The sequence below is a fragment of the Levilactobacillus enshiensis genome (assembly GCF_007115095.1).
GTDB lineage: Bacteria > Bacillota > Bacilli > Lactobacillales > Lactobacillaceae > Levilactobacillus > Levilactobacillus enshiensis.
In genome coordinates this window covers 13,249-34,863 of record NZ_SULH01000012.1, presented here as the reverse complement: position 1 = coordinate 34,863, position 21,615 = coordinate 13,249, and the positions used below count along the sequence as shown (strand labels likewise).

The following is a 21,615-nucleotide window of genomic DNA, read 5'->3' as shown; positions in this document are numbered from 1 at the left end:
AAAGGAGCCGGATGACCGTGACTAGTCAGTGGCGCAAACGCTTTGCCCCCACCATGCGGGTGATTCAAACCATCGCTAAGCACTTTCAAATGGCGAACGTTTCCGACTCAGCCGTTGTCTTGGCTTACTACGTCTTGATGTCGCTGTTTCCGGCGTTGCTGGTGTTGGCCAGTCTGCTCCCATTCTTACACATTGATACGACCGCCATTCTCAATAATATTGAACCGATTGTTCCTGAAAGTATTTTTACCATGTTAAAACCGATTATCCACTCGTTTTTAAATAATAAGAGTGGCAGTGTTCTATCCATCGGGGTTATCGTGTCGTTGTGGTCCTCATCACGGGCCGTTGCGGCATTTCAACGAACCGTCAATGGCGCGTACGGGGTCTCCAAACAGAATGCTTTCGTGAGTCGTGTGGTGGCATTCTTCTGGATGGTGGCGCTGATTGTGTTGCTATTCGTCTTGATGTTGTTCTTTAGTTTTGGTCAGATTGTTTTGGAGCAGCTGACGCCATTGCTTCAGTTACCATCGCAGTTGATTGCTTACGTCAATGCCATCAAGTGGCCGGTGACGTTTCTGGTCACGTTCTTCATTTTGATGATTCTGTTTTACTTCGTGCCCAGCGCTAAAATCAAATGGCGCTACGTGTGGCCCGGTGCATTAACGGCGACGTTGGGGTGGTTGTTTTTATCGCAAGCCTTCTCGTTATACGTGAAATACTTTGTACACAACATTGACAGTTACAAGACCATTGGAACGTTTATTGTGTTGATGTTTTGGCTATACTTTACGGGGATAATCTTGATGTTTGGTGCCGTGTTGAACGCGGCTATTCAGGAACTCTGGGAAGGGGACATCGCCGAGCAATCCACGATTCCGCAGCTACTCAAGTACCGCATTAAGAAAAAATGAAGTCTTAAAAAACGCACGCAATCAACTTAACTGCTGACTGCGTGCGTTGGTGGCTCTAGACAATTTTAGTCCTTATTTATTTAGTGGATTGTCCATTATTAGGATGATTGTTTTTGAAAAGTGGCGACCAGCCCCTGCGCAAATTGATCGAGTTGGTCAATTGCTTCTTGATCGGGTTCCAGGTTGATCTTGACATTGGCTGCACCACGGGTGGCACCGGTCATTTGGAAAACGTGGTCGAAATGGTCGACCGTGGTGTTATAGTATTCTCCATAGAAGGTGTCACCAGACCCAGCAACGCCGTAGACTTTGCCGGCCAGATCGAGCTCTTGGAGATCCTCGTAGAAGTCCATGCCCTCATCAGGAAGTGACCCCTCATCATAGGTGTACGCACAAACCACACAGATGTCGGCGTTTTCAAACTCCGCTGCATCGGTTTGTGAGATTTCCGTTTCAGTGACCTGACAGCCTAAATCCTCTAATTTTTCGGTGACGATATCCGCCACGTCTTCATTGTTACCCGTAATTGTGGCAAATACTACGTGTGCCGTTGCCAATTTGACCACTCCCTTGTCAGTATGTGGTTAATTATAGCAGGTCGGTCGCTTGGTGGCTAGGGACCGTGATGACCACACACAGTGTCGCCTGAGAAAAGATGATGGCTTAACTAATTACCTGTTAAGCTCAGCATCGTAGCTAGAGAACTGGTAGAATGGTTGCGAAGATTTAAGTTGTGGTCACGCTATTTCGGTCGCTGGGTGTCAGCTGATCAGACGAAAGAATTTTTATATTGCAAACTAAGGGTTGAAAGTGTCAAAGTACCGGCGATGCCTGTTCTAGCAATGAAGATTGGATTCAGGCTTGGCAACGTAGTGGTTGCTTCGCCTTACCGGCCGGCAGATATGGGCTGGAACGGTGCGAACACAACTTGAAGCCTCGAAAAAACCGAGTCTACAAGCTTGGTTTTCTACTAAGCCAGTAAGAAATGCACTTACTGACTAAGTAGAACGACGCGCCTGAGCCCATATCTGCCGACCTCTCGGCTTATACAGTGTTCTCAGACGACTGAGATAATGACTGCAACAGTCGTTAATAATTGAGCGAAAATGATAAATATCCCCGTTTTCTAACTGTTGTTATGATAAAACACAGTCAGCGCCGGAGGAGGCCAGGGATGGAACCGGCCGTGAAGGTGATGTTAGATGGTGCTTCTCAGCCAGCTTACATCACGGGCGACTTTGGAGACACGTGTTCTTCGTGGCTTCAAAGCGAGCGAGAAGACTGGTGCTCTTCCAGGCTGAAGCGTCCCCACAGCAGGTGGAATTCCTGGCAGCCGGAGTGCGTCCAAGTTATACTAATTTAGCGGCGTGACTACTTACTCATACGAGAATGAGGCCTGAATTTAATCTTTAGTTGCAAAGAATTTAATGTAATTTCTATTTTTTGAAATAACGGAAAGGATGTGACCTGTATGGCTGAGATTACCATGATTGAAGCGCAAAAGCGTAGTGGTCGGTTTAATATTTACGTTGATGGGCACTATGCCTTTCCCGTCAGTGAGAGCGTGCTGGTCGATTTTCGACTCTTTAAGGGGATGGAGATCGATAAGGACCTCGAAAGCCAACTGGTAGCTGCTGATGACGTTTCTAAAGCTTACAATCGGGCACTGGATTATTTGTCCAATCAGTTGCGGACGGAAAAAGAGGTTCGTGACAAATTAGGAACGTTGGAAATTCCGCCTGAAACGATTGATGAAACGATGCAAAAGCTACGGGAGATGTCACTCGTCGACGATGGTCAGTACGCAGGCAGTTATGTCCGGACCATGATGAATACGAGTGACAAGGGACCACGCGTGATTCGACAGAACTTGCGTCAAAAGGGCGTGGGTGAACAAGTGATTGATGATGCCTTGAAACAATATACGCCAGCGGAACGCATGACCGTGGGGACGGCTGTGGCGGAAAAACTGGCCAAACGCTATCATCGGCAGGCCTTTGGCACGCAACAACAAAAGATTCGCCAGGGGTTGATGACACGCGGGTTCGACAGTGACGAGGCAGGGGCTATGTTGGCATCGTTGGCCCTGACACCGGACGTTGATGAACAGCAGGACCTGTTAGCAAAGCAGGGTGAAAAAATGTGGCACCGTTACCGGGCGTTAGCAGCATCGGAACGGGCCTACAAGACCAAGCAGGCGTTGTATCGTAAAGGCTTTAAGCTCGATGATATTAGTCGCTGGCTGGCCGATTTTGGGGAATCGGATTAAAAATTTAATCAGGTAGGGGGAACCTGTGATGAAAAATAGAGTATGGGGTACTGTGATTGCAATGGGCATGGTCGTGGGGATCGGTCTGGGGTTAGCTTGGTGGTTCAACGCACAGACCCAATCCCAGGCTGAACAGGCGTCATCCAGCAGTAGTTCGGTGGTCAAACCGAAGCCCAAGCGGATTGTGCCACCGAAGAAAAAGAAACCCGTTACGCCTAAGGCCACAGCAGCAACGCGAGAAGTCGATGCCATTTTACGTGCGAACCGTTTTGTGGGAACGGCGTTGGTCGTGCATAAGGACAAGGTCATTTACCAAAAAGGCATGGGATACGCGGATGCAACGCTGCAAAAGAAGAATGGCGTGAACAGTGTCTATCAGCTCGCGTCAGTGCAAAAGTCATTTACTGCTGGCTTGATCATGAAGCTAGTAGCTGAGCGGAAGCTGTCGTTAGGAGACACGTTGGCCCAGTATTATCCGCAAATTGTAGGCGCCAAGAACATTACGTTGCGTGATATGTTGGACATGAAGAGTGGTCTCACCTTGGAGGCTTTTCCGAATAAACTGGATTCCGAGAACGGCATGCTGAAATTTATCTTGAAAAACATCATTAGTCGGCCAAGTCAGATTGGCAAGTGGGACTACTCACCGGTCAACTTTATGTTGTTAGCAGGTATCATTCAACAGGTCACTGGGGAAAGTTACCGTCAATACTTTACGGAAAATATTATTCAACCTTGGGGTCTAAAACACACGGGGTTTGTCTTCAATATGGCGCATAGTAAGACTTATTCGCAAGGCTATCAAAACAATAACGACAACAATGTAGCAGCAGACTACGCGAGTCGGTATCCGGAATCACGGGCATCCATGTATTATCAGTTTGGGACTGGTCAAGTCTACATGTCCGCCCACGACCTCTACGTTGGGGAACGTAACATGTTATTAGGAAAATTGTATCCACAGAATGATGTCAACGTCTTATTGGCACCAGGTTCTTCATCGATGTACGGTGGTGGTGCCTATGTTTATCCCAGTTACATCCGGGTTCACGGCTTGGCCTACGGTTACGAGGCCATTGCGATGCTGACTAAGAATGGCCAGGATGGGGTCATTTTGCTGACCAACTACTACCGGCCTAATCAGTTAGCACAGACGGCAGCCATTCAGATTTGGAATCTCTTGGAAGCGGGAGAGTTGAAATAAAAAATAATTAGCGCTAAGTAAAAACACGTGGTTCAGTCACCCAATGTCGGTGAACTGAATCACGTGTTTTTGAGATTGGCAGTTACTTATTAGGCCGACTGCCATAGGCCCGTTTAGACTTGTAGCCGGCTGCCAAGATCTGCCGCATATCGGTGATGTGCCGTTGCTTGGTGGCGTCGGCTTTGGCGCCAAATATGTAACGGGCCCACTCGCGCTGATAGCCGACGGTTAAGTTATTGAAGAAGGTTAGGAGGCCAGCATCGTCGGCCAGTAACTCGGCAACCTGCGGAATCATTGGTTCAAAGGTGCTTAAAGGAACCTGGGTCATAATTTAATCACTTCCTTAGTTAATAAATCGTGCAAACATTGAACAATTTTGGCGCTCTAACCAAGGGTTGGGTGCCGCACCGATAGTCGTGCTGATCATTTAAATCGGCGGTGACTGGTAGCGCTACCAGCAACTTTAACCGAACATAGGACACTCGCCACCCCATAATCTATAATTTACCTTAAATTTTGTGATAGGCCCAGCACTTTGTCGAGGAATCGGTCTGAACCTATTCATTAATAGTGCCTAATCTGGTATAATATTGAGTGAATTTTTATAGTTACCCGTTACTTAGAAAGTAGGGTTTATACATGACGCGCGAAGCTAGAGGACCTAAGGAAGGCGACTTCATTACGATCAAAAGCTACAAGCACGACGGAAGTTTGCATCGAACTTGGCGCGACACTATGGTACTCAAAACAAGCGAAAACGCCCTCATCGGCGTCAATGACCACACGTTGGTCACTGAAGACGATGGGCGGCGGTGGGTGACTCGTGAGCCCGCAATCGTTTATTTTCACAAGCATTATTGGTTCAACATTGTTGCGATGATTCGAGACAACGGGGTCAGCTACTACTGTAATCTGGCTTCTCCCTATGTTTTGGATAAGGAAGCACTCAAATATATTGATTATGATCTCGACGTGAAGGTCTTTCCGGATGGTGAAAAGCGCCTGCTCGACGTTGACGAATATGAAGATTTCAGTCAACGGTGGCACTATGGTGCAGAAACCGACCGGATACTAAAGGCCAACGTGTTAACCCTCGTCGATTGGATTAACCATAAAAAGGGTCCCTTTTCTCAAGCTTATGTTGACCTCTGGTATCAACGGTATCAGGAGTTACTGCGGCGCTCGAATGATCAGTAAGAGTTGTCTTCCGCACCACCAGGAGCAAGTCCATTCGTGGCTGGCTCCTTTTTTTAAAACAAAGGGCGGTTGTTGAAATTAAAGAAGGGGGAAGTGTCGATGAAATGGGTCGCCAATTCGCGCGTGATGTTCTGGTCACTGGAACTGTTAATTGTCGCTGCCTTGATTTGGGTCTGCACGCAGATTAGTTTCTTATTCTCACCGATTGGGGTGTTTCTCTCCACCATATTTGCGCCATTACTGCTCTCAGGCGTGTTATTTTACCTGTTGAATCCAATCGTGAAACTCTTAGAGAAGGTTCGCTGGAAAAGATTTCATATCAACCGAACAGCAGCCGTGGCCATTGTCTTTCTCTTGTTAGTTGTCTTACTGGTTGCTGGCGGGATGTGGCTCGTTCCTCGGTTGGTAACACAGGTCTCTAACTTAATCGGAAATATTCCCGACTTTGCGAAGTCGAGCGAAGCCGTGATGGCGAAGCTGATCAACCATCCGATTTTTAAGGATATTGATTTTTCTAAATATTTAACGCAGATTCAGAGTGCTTTTTCAAAGTACGCTGAGAGTTTCATGAGCGGGTTGACCAACGGTATCGGTACCGTCATTGGCACCGTAACAACGGTGACCGTGACGGCCGTGACCGTTCCCGTGATGTTATTCTACATGTTGAAGGATGGCGAGCGATTTATGCCGGCTGTTCGTCGTTGGTTACCGGCGAAGCATGGGGCACAGACGGCCGAACTGTTAGGCCGGATGAACAGCACGATTGCCCGTTACGTGGGTGGTCAGATTCTCGAATGCCTCTTCGTGGGAACCTTTACGGCCATTGGCTATATGGTGATCGGTGAGAAATATGCGTTGCTCCTCGGGGTCTTCGCCGGTCTGTGCAACTTGATTCCTTACGTGGGTCCCTACATTGGAATTTTGCCAGCCATGATTGTGGCCTTTACCATTAGCACGAACATGGTCATCTACGTCATCGTTGTAGTCGTGGTCGTTCAGCAGATTGATGGTAACTTGGTTTACCCCAATATTATTGGTAAGAGCTTACAGATTCACCCGCTGACCATTATTATTATTTTACTGGCAGCGGGAAATATTGCCGGACTGTTGGGGATGATCCTGGCGGTGCCACTGTATGCCGTGGTCAAGACGGTCGTGCAGTATTTGTACAGCATTTGGCAGTTGGCACATCCCGATAAACCAGCGCCAAAATTAGGGCCCAATTTATCAAGAAAAGACTAACGTTTGCGGTTTGAAGTTGACGTGACCGCTGAATATGCTACTATTTAGATTGTTATTGGATTTTTTAGCGCCCCTGACTGGTGACGGTAGGGGAAATTAACCAGATAAAGTAGGAGATTCTACATGAAAAAAGTAATTACGTACGGGACGTTTGACCTGTTACATAAGGGTCACATTCGGTTATTAAAGCGGGCCAAGGCCTTAGGTGACGACTTAACAGTTTGTGTTTCCTCCGACGAATTCAACGCCGAAAAGGGAAAGCGGGCTTACACGTCTTACGAAGACCGGAAGTACATTTTGGAAGCCATTAAATACGTGGATCACGTGATTCCCGAAACGACTTGGGACCAGAAGATCCGCGACGTCCAAGAAAATGACATCGACATCTTCGTGATGGGCGATGACTGGAAGGGTAAATTTGACTTCTTGAAGGACTACTGTGAAGTTATTTACTTGCCACGGACTGAAGGGATTTCCACGACCAAAATCAAGCACGATCTCGGCCTGTCAGAAGAAGACGACTGGAAGGAAGAAGAGTAGTGTTGGCAATGATCCTTAGTCGCAGACTAGGGATTTTTTTTAGAGCGGAGACGGAGGCAAACGCATGCAGCAACAGATTATTTTCTTAGTGACGTCCTTAGACGGGATGCACAAGCCCAATTTTTCGATTCAATTGATGAAAGCCTTACACCAGGGCCATCGCGTGAGCGTATTGGTTGCCATGGTGAACTTTGAGGCGGTGTGGACGGTGCGTGAGTACCTCAACCGGCTCGCAGAAAAAGAGGATCGGGTGGCAAACTTAAATCTGGTCACGTTAGCGGATCTCTTTGAAGACGAGTCCGGGTTAGCCCTGACCGAGAGCGAACGCCATGCGGTTGACTTAACACAGTTTGACGAACGCTTATTTGCGGACAACCAGGAACAAGTCAAACGGTATCTGGACGCGGGGCACTTGGTGGCCGAATTGCGCCAGGTAGATGATGAGACGCCAATGATTCTCCGCCAGTACCATAGCGACCAGTTAACGCAGATCGATACCTACGGGTTGAACGGTCAAGTGGTTAGCGTGGAAAAAATGCAGGGGGAAGTTGCCCAAACTAGTTATCTCCTGAACAAAAAGGGAGAAGCGGTCCTGCGCTTTGTGCGCCATGAACGGCCGCTTGAGCAGGTACTTAATCTGAGCGACTCTTCGGCGATGATAGCGACGAGATTCGCTGAGGCCAAGCAGAGTGCCGCTGCAGCCAACATGACCAAGCGAGAACTGACGAAGGCGGAAGCTGCGGCCGTTGATCATACGCAGATTGTGACGATGACAGAAGCTTACTATGGCGTACTGGCTTATTCCAACTACCGGCGATTCAACGATGTCTATGCCTTTTACCAGGCCGTCATCGGGCGCTTATTGACGCCCGACACACGCCTTTACGTGGACTTGGCAGTCAATGCCGTCTTTTCACCACAAATGCCGAACCAGCTGATTTTTAACTACTAAGGAGTTTTTCCATCGTGCGTGCGATTTTATCTGGATTACATCATAAAAAGAATTTACAAGAACTCGAACTCGAATTGATCGACGTACCGGAACCGTTTGACGATTTGGCGGTCACCTTCCTGGAAAAGCAGACGAAGGCGTCATTGACGGTCCCAATCAGTAAGGTCGTCAGTTCCGAAGTCGTGCGGTTGCGGATCAATGCCGCCGACTTACAGTTTGCTGCGGAAGGGCAGAGCGAGTTTAGCTGGGAACTTTACCTAAACATTCAGCAACAGACGACGCGCGGCCTGATTCAGGTTGAGAGTGAATACCTCAGTGACCGGCATCAGTTAACGCTGACCAGCTACTACCAGCTGAACAGCGATGCCAACGGAATGGCGCTGTTCAATATGCATACGCAACAGTCTGAAGATGAGTTCTCAATCAATGCAATCAACTTGCAAGATGATCAATTACAGATCATCGGCCCCAGCCACATCAACAACCAGCCCATTACCAATCAACGGCTAGTGCTAAAAAATGTCACGGAAGATAGTTCCGCAGAGTGGCCGATTACCAAGATGAGTCTGCATGGGTTATTTACGGCAGCCATTCCGCTGTCTGATTTGGCAGCTAACACCACGCAGCAACTCTTCATTCGCTCAACTGTCGCGGGCGAAGATCTTGAACAACGCGTGGTATTGTCCAAGTCTTTAGCCGGTCAAGTGACCCAAGCCGTTACGGGCAACCATCGATTGGTCTTAATTGAGAAGCGGTTTGACAACGGGATTCGGGTGCAAGAGATGGCGGCGCCGACTTTGCCACAACGTTTGGCTGGGGTACCAGCTAAGTTGGGGAGTGCCTCCAAATTATTTAGTTTACTGATGGACAAGATTAATTTGGTCTACATGCGGCGTTTATTTAAGCGTGGACACCGACCATTTGATCAGCCAACCCTGATTTTCGAAAGTTTTGGTGGGCGGCAGGTCAGTGACTCTCCATATGCCATTTACCAGTTATTTACACAACTCTATCCCGGCTTCAACTTTATTTGGTCGATCGACCGGTCACAGAAGAAGTTCTGTAAGGAAAATGGGATTCCGTTTGTTGTGCGGCGGACGGCTAAGTGGGTCCGGACGCTGGAAAAGGCCAGCTTCTGGATCAGTAACGCGCGGTTCCCGGCATGGGTGCGTAAGCCCAATTATGTCACCTACATTCAGACCTGGCATGGGACCCCGTTGAAGAAGCTGGGCTTGGACATTGAAAATGTCTCCATGCCCGGAACGACCACGGTCAAGTACCATGCTAACTTCGTCAAGGAAGCCAACCGCTGGGATGCATTGGTCTCACCTAATGACTACTCGACGCGCATCTTCCGGTCGGCCTTTGGGTTTAACAATCAGATTCTGAAGGTGGGATATCCACGAAACGATGAACTGCTTAACAGTACGCCGGATGATATTGTGACCCTGAAACAACAGCTGGGAATTCCGTTGGATAAGAAGGTCGTCTTATACGCCCCAACTTATCGCGATAATCAATTTGCTGAGAAGGGGAAGTATACCTTTGAATTGCCGTTCTCACTGGATGAATTCCGTGAAAAGTTTGGTCAAGACGCTGTGCTGGTCTTACGGATGCATTATTTGATTTCCAATGCGCTGGATATCAGTGGGTACGAAGGGGTCGTCTTCGACTTTTCCAACCATCCCAATATTTCGGATCTGTATCTGATCAGTGACATGTTGATCACGGACTACTCTTCCGTCTTCTTCGACTTTGCCTATCTCAAGCGACCAATCTTGTTCTACCCGTACGACTATCACATGTACAAGGACGAGTTACGGGGCTTCTACTTAGACTATGAAAAGGATTTGCCGGGCGAGATTGCACATAATGAGTCGCAGTTATTGGACTTGATTGCGGAGAAGCTACAGACGCCAGACATGAGTGATAACCAGAAGTTTATGGACTTCTATCACCGTTTCTGTGCGATTGACGATGGGCTTAGTTCCCTGAAGATCGTGAACTATGTGGTTCAACAAATTGAGAAGAACGGCTAATTAAAAGTAGTCCTTAAACACAAAAACAGGTTTTGTCATCATTCCGAGTTGGAAAATGGCAAAACCTGTTTATTTTGTAAGACGGTAGGTCGTGACTTGGTGGTAGGCGTGTTGGCTCACACGCTGGGCCGTTGCTGGCTGGCGAATAATGCCAGCGAAGTAACCGTTTAAGATCAGTCGGTAATTGTTGCGGACTAATTTTAGATCTGGCTGTTTCTGCGTGGTCAGTTCACGTTGTGCGGCTTGCGCCCGCTTAACCGCTGGCTTGGATTGATGCAGGTGCTTGATCAGGTAGGTCACATTCTTGCTGGCTTTCTTGGATTGTGTGCTGACCGGTTGATTGGCCGTACGACTGCTAGCCAGAGAGGCCCGCATGTTGGTAGTCAGGCTAGTGGCCTCGTAGTATTGGTTCTTCTTCACGCGAACGTGATCGTAAGTTTTAAACACGAGCACGTTCAGGAGAATGGCAATAATAACCAGTCCCGCACCACACAGGACGATGGTCATCGCAGGACGCATCGACTGACGGTGACGTTTCATCACAATCAGACTGACCAGACCACCAATCACGATCAGGGCTCCCAGACCAAATACAATTTCAATTAAAATGGCTTCAGTAGACGCCGACATAGTTTCACCCGTTTCTAAATCATCGGGTAGCCGTAAGAGCTGATCCGACTTTAAGTTCTATTTTATAATCATACCACGAAATGCCCCGAGTGCGAACAAACCGTGAATTGTCGGCGTAGATGTGGTAAAATTTAACCGCTATGAAAAAAAGACGAAATAAATTGTAACTAAACCCAAAAGTCGCGAGGAACTGTTATGAGCGCTAAGATGTGTTAAAATTTAAAGGTTACGTTTAAAAACGATAGAGACTGTTACTTAAATCAAAATGAAAATTTGTGAGGAAACTATATGAGTGAAAAAAATTTAGCTGACGCCGTTTCTAAGCGTCGAACGTTTGCCATCATCTCTCACCCTGACGCCGGGAAAACGACGATTACCGAACAACTCCTGTTATTTGGGGGCGTTGTGCGTGAAGCTGGTACGGTTAAGGCCCGGAAGAGCGGCAACTTTGCCAAGTCTGACTGGATGGAAATCGAACAGAAGCGGGGAATCTCGGTGACGAGTTCCGTGATGCAGTTCAACTACCAGGGTAAACGAATCAACATTCTAGATACTCCCGGACATGAGGATTTCTCCGAAGACACGTACCGGACGTTGATGGCCGTTGACTCGGCGGTCATGGTCATCGACTCCGCCAAGGGGATCGAACCGCAGACTAAGAAACTGTTCCAAATCTGTAAGATGCGGGGCATTCCGATCTTTACCTTTATGAACAAGCTGGACCGGGATGGTCGTGATCCCATGGACCTCATCGCTGAATTGGAAGATGTTCTGGGCATCGAGGGTTACCCGATGAACTGGCCAATTGGGATGGGGAAGGAATTGAAGGGTCTCTACGACCGCTACCATCAACGCGTGGCTTTATTCCGTCCGGAAGATGAAGATCACCGCTACTTGCCTTTGAATGACGATGGTGACTTAGCTGAGCCGAACCCGATTCAGGACGATGATTGGTATCGCGATGCACGGGACAACATGGAGTTGATCGGTGAGGCTGGTAATCAATTTGACGAAGCCAAGATCGCCAGTGGAGACCAGACACCAGTCTTCTTCGGGTCAGCCTTGGCCAACTTTGGGGTGCAAACGTTCCTTGAAACGTACCTCCAATATGCACCAGAACCGGCCAAGCACCACACCGAAGAAGATACCGATGTTGCGCCAACCGATCCAGAGTTCTCTGGCTTTGTCTTCAAGATTCAAGCCAACATGAATCCCAATCACCGTGACCGAATTGCTTTCGTCCGGATCTGTTCCGGCGAATTCGACCGGGGGATGGACGTGATTCAGGAACGGACGGGGAAGAAACTGCGACTCTCCAACGTGACGGAATTTATGGCTGACACGCGGGAAACGGTGGAAACGGCGGTTGCTGGGGACATCATCGGGTTGTACGATACCGGTAATTTCCAAATTGGGGATGCCATTTACACCGGTAAGTCCAAAATCAAGTTTGAAAAATTACCACAATTTACGCCAGAACTCTTTGTCCGGGTCGCTGCTAAGAACGTCATGAAGCAGAAGTCCTTCCACAAAGGGATCAATCAACTGGTTCAAGAAGGGGCGGTCCAACTGTACACGTCCTACTCGACCGGTGATTACATCTTGGGTGCTGTGGGTCAATTGCAGTTTGAAGTCTTCCAGTTCCGGATGCAAAACGAATATAATTCCGAAGTTATCATGGAACCAATGGGGAAGAAGACGGCACGATGGATTAATCCCGACCAATTGGACGAACGGATGTCATCATCGCGGAACCTCTTGGTTAAGGATAGCCATGGCGAACCATTATTCTTATTTGAAAACCAGTTCGCAGAACGTTGGTTCAAGGATAAGTATCCCGACGTTGAACTGACGTCGAAGCTGTAAGTTTAATTTAAAATGGAAAAAATGGGTCTCAACGCAATCACGTTACTGTGATCAGTGTTGAGGCTTTTTTGGTTCTAAAATAGCTGTTGTTGGTAATCAATCTATTTGATTACTGGCAGCAGATTTTTCGGTCAAATTTCGAATGACTCCCGTTATTTTTTGCTCAATTATCATCCGATAGTTTGAATCATGATACGCTGATGTTGAAAAAGAGTACGAACCAACGTCATTAAGTCCCAACACCATTTACGGAGATAGGAGAGGAGCGGATAACGATGAGATTAAAGGTATGGTTAGGAATATTGCTAGGGTTAGGGATGTTGCATATGGCCGATGTTGGCCGAGCCGATGCCGATTACGATCAGGCGTTGAAGACTGCTCCTCAAGGGATTTCGTTAGCGCAAATTTTCACACCGGGAACGACAGCCAACAATACGGCCGCCGTGGTGTCAACGACGAACCCCAACGTGACCGGCACACAAGCCGCTCGAGTTAATAACGGCAAGAAGCAGTTTGGGGCGCTCTGGTCGACCGATGAGAATGCTTTTGACCTCACTCAGAACCAGTCGGCGTCCATGTGGCTTTACTTTGGCAATACGGGGAAAAAAGCAGCTGATGGCATGGCCTTTGTGCTACAAAACGATAGCCGGAAGTTGGCGGCCACACCGACCTATGGGAAAAATGTTTCCGGTGAGACGCTGGGGGTGTGGGGCGTTGACACAGATAAGCGGCAGACGACACCCGACAAGGTTGCCGCTTCGGCTATTCAAAATAGTTGGGCGTTGGAATTTGACACGCATTTGAATACATCGACTAACTATGGGAACGCCGGCGATGCCGATTCATTTGATGTGGGGCTGAATGGTCCTCACTTGGCAACTAATTACCCCGGAGATCCTGACAGTTACGCAATGGAACGCGCCGTTACCTATTTTCCAATCTATAGCTCTGGGTACTACGCGACGCAAAAACATGAAGGTGTCATCAGTGGGGGCAACACGTTCTTAGCCAATGGTGAGTGGCACCACTTATCACTCGACTGGGATGCCGCGAAACGGGAGATGACTTACACCTTTGATGATAAGAATCCGAGTACGGGGGTTGAGCAGTCCGGTAAACAGGTCACAGTTAGCGTGGATGTCGCAAAGATCGACCCGCAGCAGACTGGTCAGGTTCGGTGGGGGTTCACTGGGGCGACCGGGGAAAGTTATGAAAATAATCTGGTCGTGATGGAAGAGATTCCAGGCTTGGTGGATGCGACAGCGAAGACCAAATTGACTAATCAACGGACCGGAGCAGTTGTGACTGATGGGGATAGCTTAAAGGGGCGTGACCCGATTCAATTGGACTATCAACTCAGTTATGTGGCTGGAAAACAGGACTGGCAGGACGTGACGGCCCACCTGAATTTGCCCGAGCAATTGCGTTATCAGGACGCTCAGGTAACCTATGCCGATGGTACGAGTCAGACCATCGACCTCAGTGAGCTAGCGGACAATCAACTCAATGTGAAATTGACGCGCACGTTATCGCAAAAGAATCCGACGGCAACCATTTCGTTTACTGGTGAAGCAGCTGATGTGAAGACGCCGGTGACCGTATCCGCCAGTGGCAGTACGTTTAGTGCCGTTAATGGGGTAGTTACAGCGGATACGGTAGCCTTTACGCTCAATCCAACGTTAGACTTGCACCTGCTCTCGTTGTCGGGGAGTGGGACTACGGTGAAGCCAAATGAAAACGTTACGATGAAAGGACTAATATTGGTGCCGGACGGGGGGGACCTCGTGAACAGTGACATGCAGATTCAAGCGCAATTGAATGGTACGGCCTTGACAGACTTTATGGTTCCGGATGGTGACGACAACACCAGTGGTCAGTTCGAAGTGGTGGTCCCAGGAGAAAAGTTACGGGCGGGTGAGAATATCTTGACCGTCACAGCCTATGATCCTTATGGCAACGCTTCTAATCAGGTGAAGTTTACGATTACCGTAACGCGTCAGTTGACTTTCCATACAGTTGCTGAGAAGAGTTCCTTTGTCACGACGGATTTAACGGGAACTAACCAACGGATCAAACGAACAGCGGACTGGCAGTTAAAGGTTCTCGATACTCGAGAAGCAGGTGCCAAGTGGTCGTTACAGGTCACGGGAACCCCATTTGTCTCCACAACGGGCCAGCGACTTGTGGGTGGTGTCTATTACCATGATGAACAGGGCAAAACGCTGATTTCAAATACCCCAATCGCTATTCACCAGGGGGAAGCGGCAGATGAAGATAAGATGACGGATGTCGTAGATACCTGGGCGGACGATACGGGCCTCCTGCTCGAAGTAAGCGGTGGTACGGTCGCTGGCACGTATACGGGCACACTGACCTGGACGCTGAATGATGTGCCAGCGTAGGAAAATGCAAGATCTACCAAAAAAGGAGTGCGACATTCGGCGGTTAGTTTGCGAGCATTAACGTGAGAACAGGGGTTATGTCTGGTCTTGGCATAAGTTCTGTTCTCACGTTAAGCGCAACAAACTGCCTGGTGACGCACGTTTAAACACGATAATAGCAAAAAATAAAATCAGCGTTTTCAGAAAGTCCTTCTGAAAACGCTGATTTTTGAGTTATATCTTAGTATGTTTTGGTAGATCTAAATAATTTCGAGAAACGGCAGGCGTTAAACCCTAAGCTTCAACGCTAGCTAAACTGTCAGCCTTAGCCTGTGCAGCTTGAGCTAAGATGTTGAGGTAGTTGAACGGCCGGTCAAAGTTTGGCTGGAACAGCATGTCGACCATGGCTAAATCGTCAATCGTGTTTTCATTTTGGATACAAACGGAAAGGGTATTGGCTGATTGGGACACGTCATACTTGCTCATCAAAGCACCGCCTAAAATCCGACGAGTAGCGGGATCAAAGACCAGTGACATCAGTACGGGTTCCGTGGTTGGCATGAATTCTGGCCGGTAGTTATCCTTAACGATAACTTGTTCAGCGTTGACACCCTGTTGTTGCGCTGCAGCTAGGGTCAATCCAGTAGAAACGATGGTCCGACCGTAGAGGGCTAAACCAGAAGAAGACTGCGTTCCCATGTACTTAGTGGTTGGTTTAACCAAGTTTTTACCCACTAAGATACCTTGCCGAACAGCATTGGTTGCTAATGGGATGTAGGCATTTTGATGGGTTGGGTTGTAGTGAACAGCGGCACTGTCACCGGCGGCAAAGATGTCAGGATTGGATGACCGCATGTAGTCATCCGTAATGATGGCCCCATTCTTGGCCATATCAACCTTCCCCTTAAGGAGAGCTGTGTTTGGCCGGAACCCAATGCATAGGATGGCTAAATCGGTCTCGTAGCTGCCCTTGTCGGTGGTGATTGTCAGGGCATCGCCACTTTGATCAAAGCTTTGAACGGTTTCACCCATGGCAAGTTTAACCCCGTTATCACGGTAGTCCTGTTCAATCACATTCGTGAATTCGGCATCAAAGTACTTGGGCATCACGCGATCCATGGCATCGATCAACGTGACGTCGTGGCCGGTCGTCGAGTAGGCTTCGGCCAGCTCCGCACCAATATAGCCGGCACCAATGACCGTGATCCGTTTGGCGTCCTTAGCTTCTTCAATCAACGTCTGGGCGTGATTCCAGTTCTTGCAGAGCTTAACTTTATCACCGTCAATGCCGGGAATCTTAGGAATGATGGGCCAAGAACCAGAGGTCATGACGAGTTTATCGTAGGCTTCGGTTGATTGTTCATGAGTGGATAAGTCCTCGACCGTGACCGTCTTTTGATCAGGATCGATGGCCAAGACGTTATGCTTCATTTGAACGTCGGCGCCAAGCCCCTTTAATTCTTCAGGACTGGAGTAGAATAGACCTTGGGGATCAGCAACCTTGCCACCGAGATAAAGGGCAATCCCGCAAGATAGAAACGAGATATTATCATTCTTTTCATAGACGGTAACCTCGGCATCTGGATGTTCTGCTAAGATTTGTTTAATGGCAAAGGTCCCTGCGTGTGTACAACCAACAACTGTAACTTTCATGGTGTAGCCTCCCAAAACAAGTTTTTAACACATGATGTGTTTTTCACAAATAGGACTATGTGAAAAAGGTATTAATTGATTACAACTCTATTTTACACAATCACAGTGGAATGTCAACACATTCGTGAAAGTGTTACCATTGACTGGCAACGGGACGAGGACGCCGGGACTAGTGTTTAATAGTTGAAAGGGGTACACTAGTGCTTATAATCTCTGTCTAGGCTGGTTCGTTCATTTTGTTCAAGTCAGATACCACGTCTCTAAATAGGTTGCGGGGAAAACTGGTGAAATGGCGGGCCAAACCAGAAATAGATGAATCAATTAAGGAGTGGTTTTTAGTTATGAAAGCAGCAAAACACTTATCCGCTTGTACGACTGTCTTAGTCGGTAAGCTCGCAACGGTCGATGGGTCGACCCTGATTGCCAGAAATGACGATACCTTCTTACCCCTGACGCCACAGCGATTCTACGTTCACCCAGCGGAACATGATCAACCGGAACGGACCTGGACCTCTAATCAAAATGGGTTTACCGCACCAATTCCCAGTGATGGTTACCGTTACTCAGCAACGCCCAACGTGGAAGTCGACAAGGAAGGCGTCTACGCCGAAAGTGGCTTTAATGAAAAAAACGTTGCGATGAGTGCCACCGAAAGTGTTTATGGTAATCCAGATGCTTTGGCTTTTGACCCATTAGTAGCCGACGGTCTGGCGGAAGATTCCCTTCAAACCATGGTTCTGCCATACATTAACTCTGCTCGTGACGGTGTTCGTTACCTGGGTAACTTGATCAAACAGTATGGGTCGCCTGAAGGTAATGGGGTGCTGTTTTCCGACCACAATGAAGTCTGGTACATGGAAATCGTCACGGGACACCACTGGGTGGCGCAACGTATTCCAGATGATGCATACGCTGTTGCTGCGAACCAAGTTGCCATTCAACAAGTCACGTTCGATGATCCCGACAACTTTATGTACTCGGAAGGAATCCAAGAATTCGTGACCGAGAATCATCTGAATCCCGACCAAAATGGCTGGAACTTCCGGCACATTTTTGGGACCAGTACTGAAAAAGACCGCCACTACAACACACCACGGGTCTGGTTTGGGCAACGCGTCTTGAACCCCGAAATCGAACAGGATCCACAATCAAGTGAGTTGCCATTTATTTGCCGGACCAGTCACAAGATCAGTGTGGAAGATGTTGAATACATTCTGAGCTCCCACTACAACGAGACCAAGTACGATCCATTAGGCCAGGGGGCCGATGAAGACCGGTTGAAGTTCCGACCGATCTCAATGAACCGGACGCAAAACTCCCACGTGTTGCAGATTAGAAACGATGTGCCAGCTGAAAGCGCAGCTATTTTCTGGTTATGCTTTGGGGTCCCAGCCTTCAGTCCGTACGTGCCATTCTTTGCTAACGCTACGGATACTGATGATTCCTATAGTGAAACACCAGTTCATTTGGACGACAAGAGTGCCTATTGGATGTACCGGAAGCTCTCGATGATCGTTGAATCCCACTACCAGAACTTTATTGAACTGGATGTGGACTACGTGACGGCGGCAAAACAAGACTTGCGGACGCACGTGGCCAACACGTTAGCTCATGCCAAGGACTTGTCAGGGGATGACCTGACGGCTTACCTGACTGATCAAAACCATCACGTTGTTGCTGACATGCGGACGAAGACAACGAAATTTACGAATGATTTGATTGAAAAAGGGTTAACGCTATCTAAGTTGACCTTTAACATGGATCGCAACCTTTAGATTCCAATTAAACAAGCTAGCATTGTCTGACTATTCAGATGGTGCTAGTTTTTTTTGCAATGATGGGTTGAAGGGATGTTCTTGATTGAACAATGACAGGTGATGGCGAACCCGTTAGGAGACCATGGCTGGTATAAGGGTTAACCAGCGTGCAGCATACAACTTGCAGGTTTCAAAAAAACTTTACAATTCAGCCACAGTCTATACAAAACTTTTGGTAATAATAAGATTATAGTAATTGATATGATAACTCATTTATACAGTGGAGGATACAAACATGACGAGAAAAGAGATGAAAAACCTAACGTTAACTGCCCAAGAAGGGTTAACGACCCAACAAGCGACGGAACGGTTGATACAGCATGGGACAAACGAATTGGTGGCGGCTAAGAAGCCCGCATTGTGGCGACAAGTGGTACGGCATTTAAGCGATGTGTCCTCAATGGTCCTCCTATTTGCGGTTGGTTTAGCGAGCTACATGGCACTGTTTCAGGGCGGGGGCTGGACCAAATCAATCGTGATTGGATCCATTTTAGTCATCAACGTGGTCATCGGCATGTACCAGGAAGCCTCGGCCGAAAAGGCGCTGGCTGCGTTGCAGTCGATGAGCCTGCCGACGACAACGGTTCGACGGGAGGACATCGCCCAAGAAATTAAGGCGAAAGACATTGTGCCAGGTGATCTGGTCTTACTCAAAGCCGGTGATCAGGTTCCAGCTGACGGTATCGTGTTAGAAAGTACGAACCTGTCAGTCGACGAAGCCGTCTTAACGGGGGAAAGTGTGCCCGTGACCAAGGAAAAATTAACGGTGCTCGACCAAGTAGGTGATGACCAGCAAGTCTTCTCCGGCACGGCGGTGACTGCCGGTACAGCTGTGATGCAGGTCGTTACGACTGGAATGGCAACGGAACTGGGACAAATTGCAGGTCTGCTGAACAAGACTAAGAAGCGGGCAACACCACTACAGGGACGTTTAAACCGACTTTCTGGTTGGCTGACAACGTTTGCCGTGATCGGTGGTCTCGCCATTTTCGCACTCAGCATCTGGATGCAAAACCAAGGCTTGGCGGACAGCTTAATGATCGGAATCTCACTGGCTGTGGCGGCCGTGCCTGAGACGCTGCCAATTATCGTGACGATCAGTCTGGCTCACGGGGTCAAACGGATGGCGAAGCGACATGCCATCATGCGCCGGGTGAACGCTGTGGAGACCATTGGTGGGGTTGACGTGATTGCATCCGATAAGACGGGGACGCTAACGCAAAATAAGATGACGATTACACGTTACTGGACGCCGGGAGCGCAACCACTGGCGGCGGCAGAAATGACGCCGGCTGGGAAACAATTGATGCGTTACCTGGGGCTAGCCACGAATGCCGAAATCAAGACGACAAATGGCGAAGAAAAGACGGTGGGCGATCCCACGGAATTGGCAATCGTGCGGTGGTTAGGCAAGCATGAGCTAAGCCGGGCACAATTTGAACAACAGGCGCCGCGGGTAGCTGAGGACCCATTTGACTCGACTAAAAAGACGATGGCGACGGTCCATCAACTCAAGGATGGTCAGCGATTAGTTATCGTGAAGGGTGCCTTTGATCGGCTTCGTGTAAACTGGACGGCAGCAGAACAGGCTGCAGCGAAACAGGTTCACGATGACTTTGGTCGCAATGCACTACGGGTTCTCTCCGTGGGGTATAAGGTGGTTGGCGCAACGGCGACTATCGACTGGGCAGCATTGACGACGGGCTTAACGTTTGCTGGGCTGGTGGGAATCATTGATCCCCCACGGCCAGAAGTGATTCCTGCCATTCGTGAAGCTAAACGGGCGGGTATCAAGCCCGTCATGATCACGGGTGACCACATGGTAACTGCTGAGGCCATTGCAAAGGAAATCGGCTTGTTGACGCCGGGACAGTTGGTGATGTCGGGTGACGAACTTCGGACGCTGACGGACGAAGAGTTGACAGCGCAGATTGAAAATATTGCGGTCTATGCCCGAGTTTCCCCAACGGATAAAATTCGAATCGTGCAAGCTTGGCAAAAATTGGGCAAGACGGTCGCCATGACGGGTGACGGTGTGAACGATGCACCAGCCTTGAAGGCAGCCGATGTCGGCATCGCCATGGGGATTACGGGGACTGAGGTCTCCAAAGGAGCTGCCGATATGGTCTTAACGGATGACAACTTTGCCACGATCATTGCAGCGGTCCGCGAAGGGCGAACGGTTTACCAAAACATCCTAAAAGCCGTTGAGTTCTTGGTGGGGGTCAACTTCGCCCAAATCTTCCTGATGGTGGGCGCTGTCCTCATGGGTTGGGGGGCGCCACTATTGGCAGAACAACTGTTGCTGATCAACGTGTTGGCCGATGGGATTCCTGGCTTCTACATTAGCCGGGAACCAGGTGAAAAGGAAGCCATGGCGCAACCGCCAGTGGCCAACGACGAAAGCTTATTTGCCAGAGGACTTGGGGGTCGCTTAGCAGTTCGGGCCGTGACATTCACGGGATTAACGCTCGGAATTTACGCCCTAGGCCGGTTTAGCTTATCAGCGGGACAGGCGACGGTGGGGATGACGATGGTCTTCCTGGTGCTCGCGATTGGCTCCATGATCGACATTTACGCCATCAAGGATCGACAACCGTTGACGATGATGAGCTTAAAGCGTAACCCGGTGTTAAACGGGGCAATGTTAGTCGCGATTGGCGTTGTCTTGTTGATTGCGCTAGTTCCTGGAATCCGGAGCATGTTTGGTCTCGTCGCCTTACCGGCAGTAGCTTGGTTGGTGGTGCTTCCGGCAGTCTTTGTGCCAACCCTGATCCTCGAGGTAGCAAAGCGCTGGCAGCGGCGAGGCACGCAGCAGCTGATGGGTGAGCTCGACTTAGACTAAGGATTTCCGCAACGAAAAAGAACCGTAACTGACTATCCCTTGGAGGAGGTAGTGGGTTACGGTTCT

At 48.8% G+C, this 21,615-nt stretch carries 16 protein-coding genes; 12 read left to right on the top strand and 4 right to left on the bottom strand.

The genetic code is table 11. The features are described 5' to 3' along the window. Nucleotides 1-17 precede the first annotated feature (17 nt). Complete coding sequence (locus FAY32_RS11580; RefSeq protein ID WP_143463592.1) at nucleotides 18-914, top strand: YihY/virulence factor BrkB family protein; 897 nt, start codon at nucleotides 18-20, stop codon at nucleotides 912-914. Between the two features lie 98 nt (nucleotides 915-1,012). On the opposite strand, the gene FAY32_RS11575 is transcribed toward FAY32_RS11580, so the two are convergent. Next, the gene (locus FAY32_RS11575) at nucleotides 1,013-1,471 is read right to left on the bottom strand and encodes a flavodoxin (RefSeq protein WP_143463591.1); all 459 of its coding nucleotides are present in this window, start codon (nucleotides 1,469-1,471) and stop codon (nucleotides 1,013-1,015) included. A gap of 914 nt (nucleotides 1,472-2,385) precedes the next feature. Here FAY32_RS11575 and recX point away from each other — a divergent pair. Both recX and FAY32_RS11565 read left to right on the top strand, forming a co-directional pair. After that, nucleotides 2,386-3,183 (top strand): recombination regulator RecX, encoded by a 798-nt coding sequence (recX, locus tag FAY32_RS11570; protein ID WP_143463590.1) that lies wholly within the window; start codon nucleotides 2,386-2,388, stop codon nucleotides 3,181-3,183. A 28-nt stretch (nucleotides 3,184-3,211) separates the two neighbouring features. Continuing rightward, complete coding sequence (locus FAY32_RS11565) at nucleotides 3,212-4,387, top strand: serine hydrolase domain-containing protein (RefSeq protein ID WP_143463589.1); 1,176 nt, start codon at nucleotides 3,212-3,214, stop codon at nucleotides 4,385-4,387. Between the two features lie 82 nt (nucleotides 4,388-4,469). On the opposite strand, the gene FAY32_RS11560 is transcribed toward FAY32_RS11565, so the two are convergent. Continuing rightward, nucleotides 4,470-4,715 carry a YdeI/OmpD-associated family protein gene (locus FAY32_RS11560; protein ID WP_143463588.1) on the bottom strand — a complete coding sequence of 82 codons (246 nt, stop codon included), beginning with the start codon at nucleotides 4,713-4,715 and terminating at the stop codon, nucleotides 4,470-4,472. Between the two features lie 311 nt (nucleotides 4,716-5,026). Here FAY32_RS11560 and ntdP point away from each other — a divergent pair, with 311 nt between their 5' ends. The 5 genes from ntdP to FAY32_RS11535 all read left to right on the top strand — a co-directional run bounded on the left by ntdP (nucleotide 5,027) and on the right by FAY32_RS11535 (nucleotide 10,357). Then, on the top strand, nucleotides 5,027-5,584 hold the full coding sequence (gene ntdP, locus FAY32_RS11555) for a nucleoside tri-diphosphate phosphatase (RefSeq protein ID WP_048735719.1): 558 nt from the start codon (nucleotides 5,027-5,029) through the stop codon (nucleotides 5,582-5,584). A gap of 99 nt (nucleotides 5,585-5,683) precedes the next feature. Beyond that, a complete protein-coding gene (locus tag FAY32_RS11550; protein ID WP_143463587.1) occupies nucleotides 5,684-6,826 on the top strand; it encodes an AI-2E family transporter in 1,143 nt (380 codons plus the stop codon). A gap of 123 nt (nucleotides 6,827-6,949) precedes the next feature. Next, nucleotides 6,950-7,366: a glycerol-3-phosphate cytidylyltransferase gene (gene tagD, locus FAY32_RS11545; RefSeq protein WP_048735721.1), complete on the top strand. Its 417-nt coding sequence runs from the start codon at nucleotides 6,950-6,952 to the stop codon at nucleotides 7,364-7,366. A 64-nt stretch (nucleotides 7,367-7,430) separates the two neighbouring features. Continuing rightward, on the top strand, nucleotides 7,431-8,318 hold the full coding sequence (locus FAY32_RS11540) for a hypothetical protein (protein ID WP_143463586.1): 888 nt from the start codon (nucleotides 7,431-7,433) through the stop codon (nucleotides 8,316-8,318). A 14-nt stretch (nucleotides 8,319-8,332) separates the two neighbouring features. Continuing rightward, complete coding sequence (locus tag FAY32_RS11535) at nucleotides 8,333-10,357, top strand: CDP-glycerol glycerophosphotransferase family protein (RefSeq protein ID WP_143463585.1); 2,025 nt, start codon at nucleotides 8,333-8,335, stop codon at nucleotides 10,355-10,357. 69 nt (nucleotides 10,358-10,426) lie between these two features. Here FAY32_RS11535 and FAY32_RS11530 read toward each other — a convergent pair whose 3' ends face one another. Continuing rightward, complete coding sequence (locus FAY32_RS11530) at nucleotides 10,427-10,987, bottom strand: hypothetical protein (protein WP_143463584.1); 561 nt, start codon at nucleotides 10,985-10,987, stop codon at nucleotides 10,427-10,429. A gap of 288 nt (nucleotides 10,988-11,275) precedes the next feature. Here FAY32_RS11530 and FAY32_RS11525 point away from each other — a divergent pair, with 288 nt between their 5' ends. Both FAY32_RS11525 and FAY32_RS11520 read left to right on the top strand, forming a co-directional pair. Next, the gene (locus tag FAY32_RS11525; RefSeq protein ID WP_143463583.1) at nucleotides 11,276-12,853 is read left to right on the top strand and encodes a peptide chain release factor 3; all 1,578 of its coding nucleotides are present in this window, start codon (nucleotides 11,276-11,278) and stop codon (nucleotides 12,851-12,853) included. A gap of 275 nt (nucleotides 12,854-13,128) precedes the next feature. Continuing rightward, a complete protein-coding gene (locus FAY32_RS11520) occupies nucleotides 13,129-15,255 on the top strand; it encodes a lectin-like domain-containing protein (protein ID WP_143463582.1) in 2,127 nt (708 codons plus the stop codon). A 273-nt stretch (nucleotides 15,256-15,528) separates the two neighbouring features. Here the strand turns inward: FAY32_RS11520 and FAY32_RS11515 are convergent, their stop codons facing one another. Next, nucleotides 15,529-16,887, bottom strand: a complete 1,359-nt coding sequence (locus FAY32_RS11515; protein WP_143463581.1) for an FAD-dependent oxidoreductase — start codon at nucleotides 16,885-16,887, stop codon at nucleotides 15,529-15,531. Nucleotides 16,888-17,228: 341 nt separating this feature from the next. Between FAY32_RS11515 and FAY32_RS11510 the strand changes: the two genes are divergently transcribed. Further along, the gene (locus FAY32_RS11510) at nucleotides 17,229-18,662 is read left to right on the top strand and encodes a C69 family dipeptidase (RefSeq protein WP_143463580.1); all 1,434 of its coding nucleotides are present in this window, start codon (nucleotides 17,229-17,231) and stop codon (nucleotides 18,660-18,662) included. 277 nt (nucleotides 18,663-18,939) lie between these two features. Further along, entirely contained in the window at nucleotides 18,940-21,549 is a 2,610-nt protein-coding gene (locus FAY32_RS11505; protein ID WP_143463579.1) for a cation-translocating P-type ATPase, read from the top strand. Nucleotides 21,550-21,615: the final 66 nt, after the last annotated feature.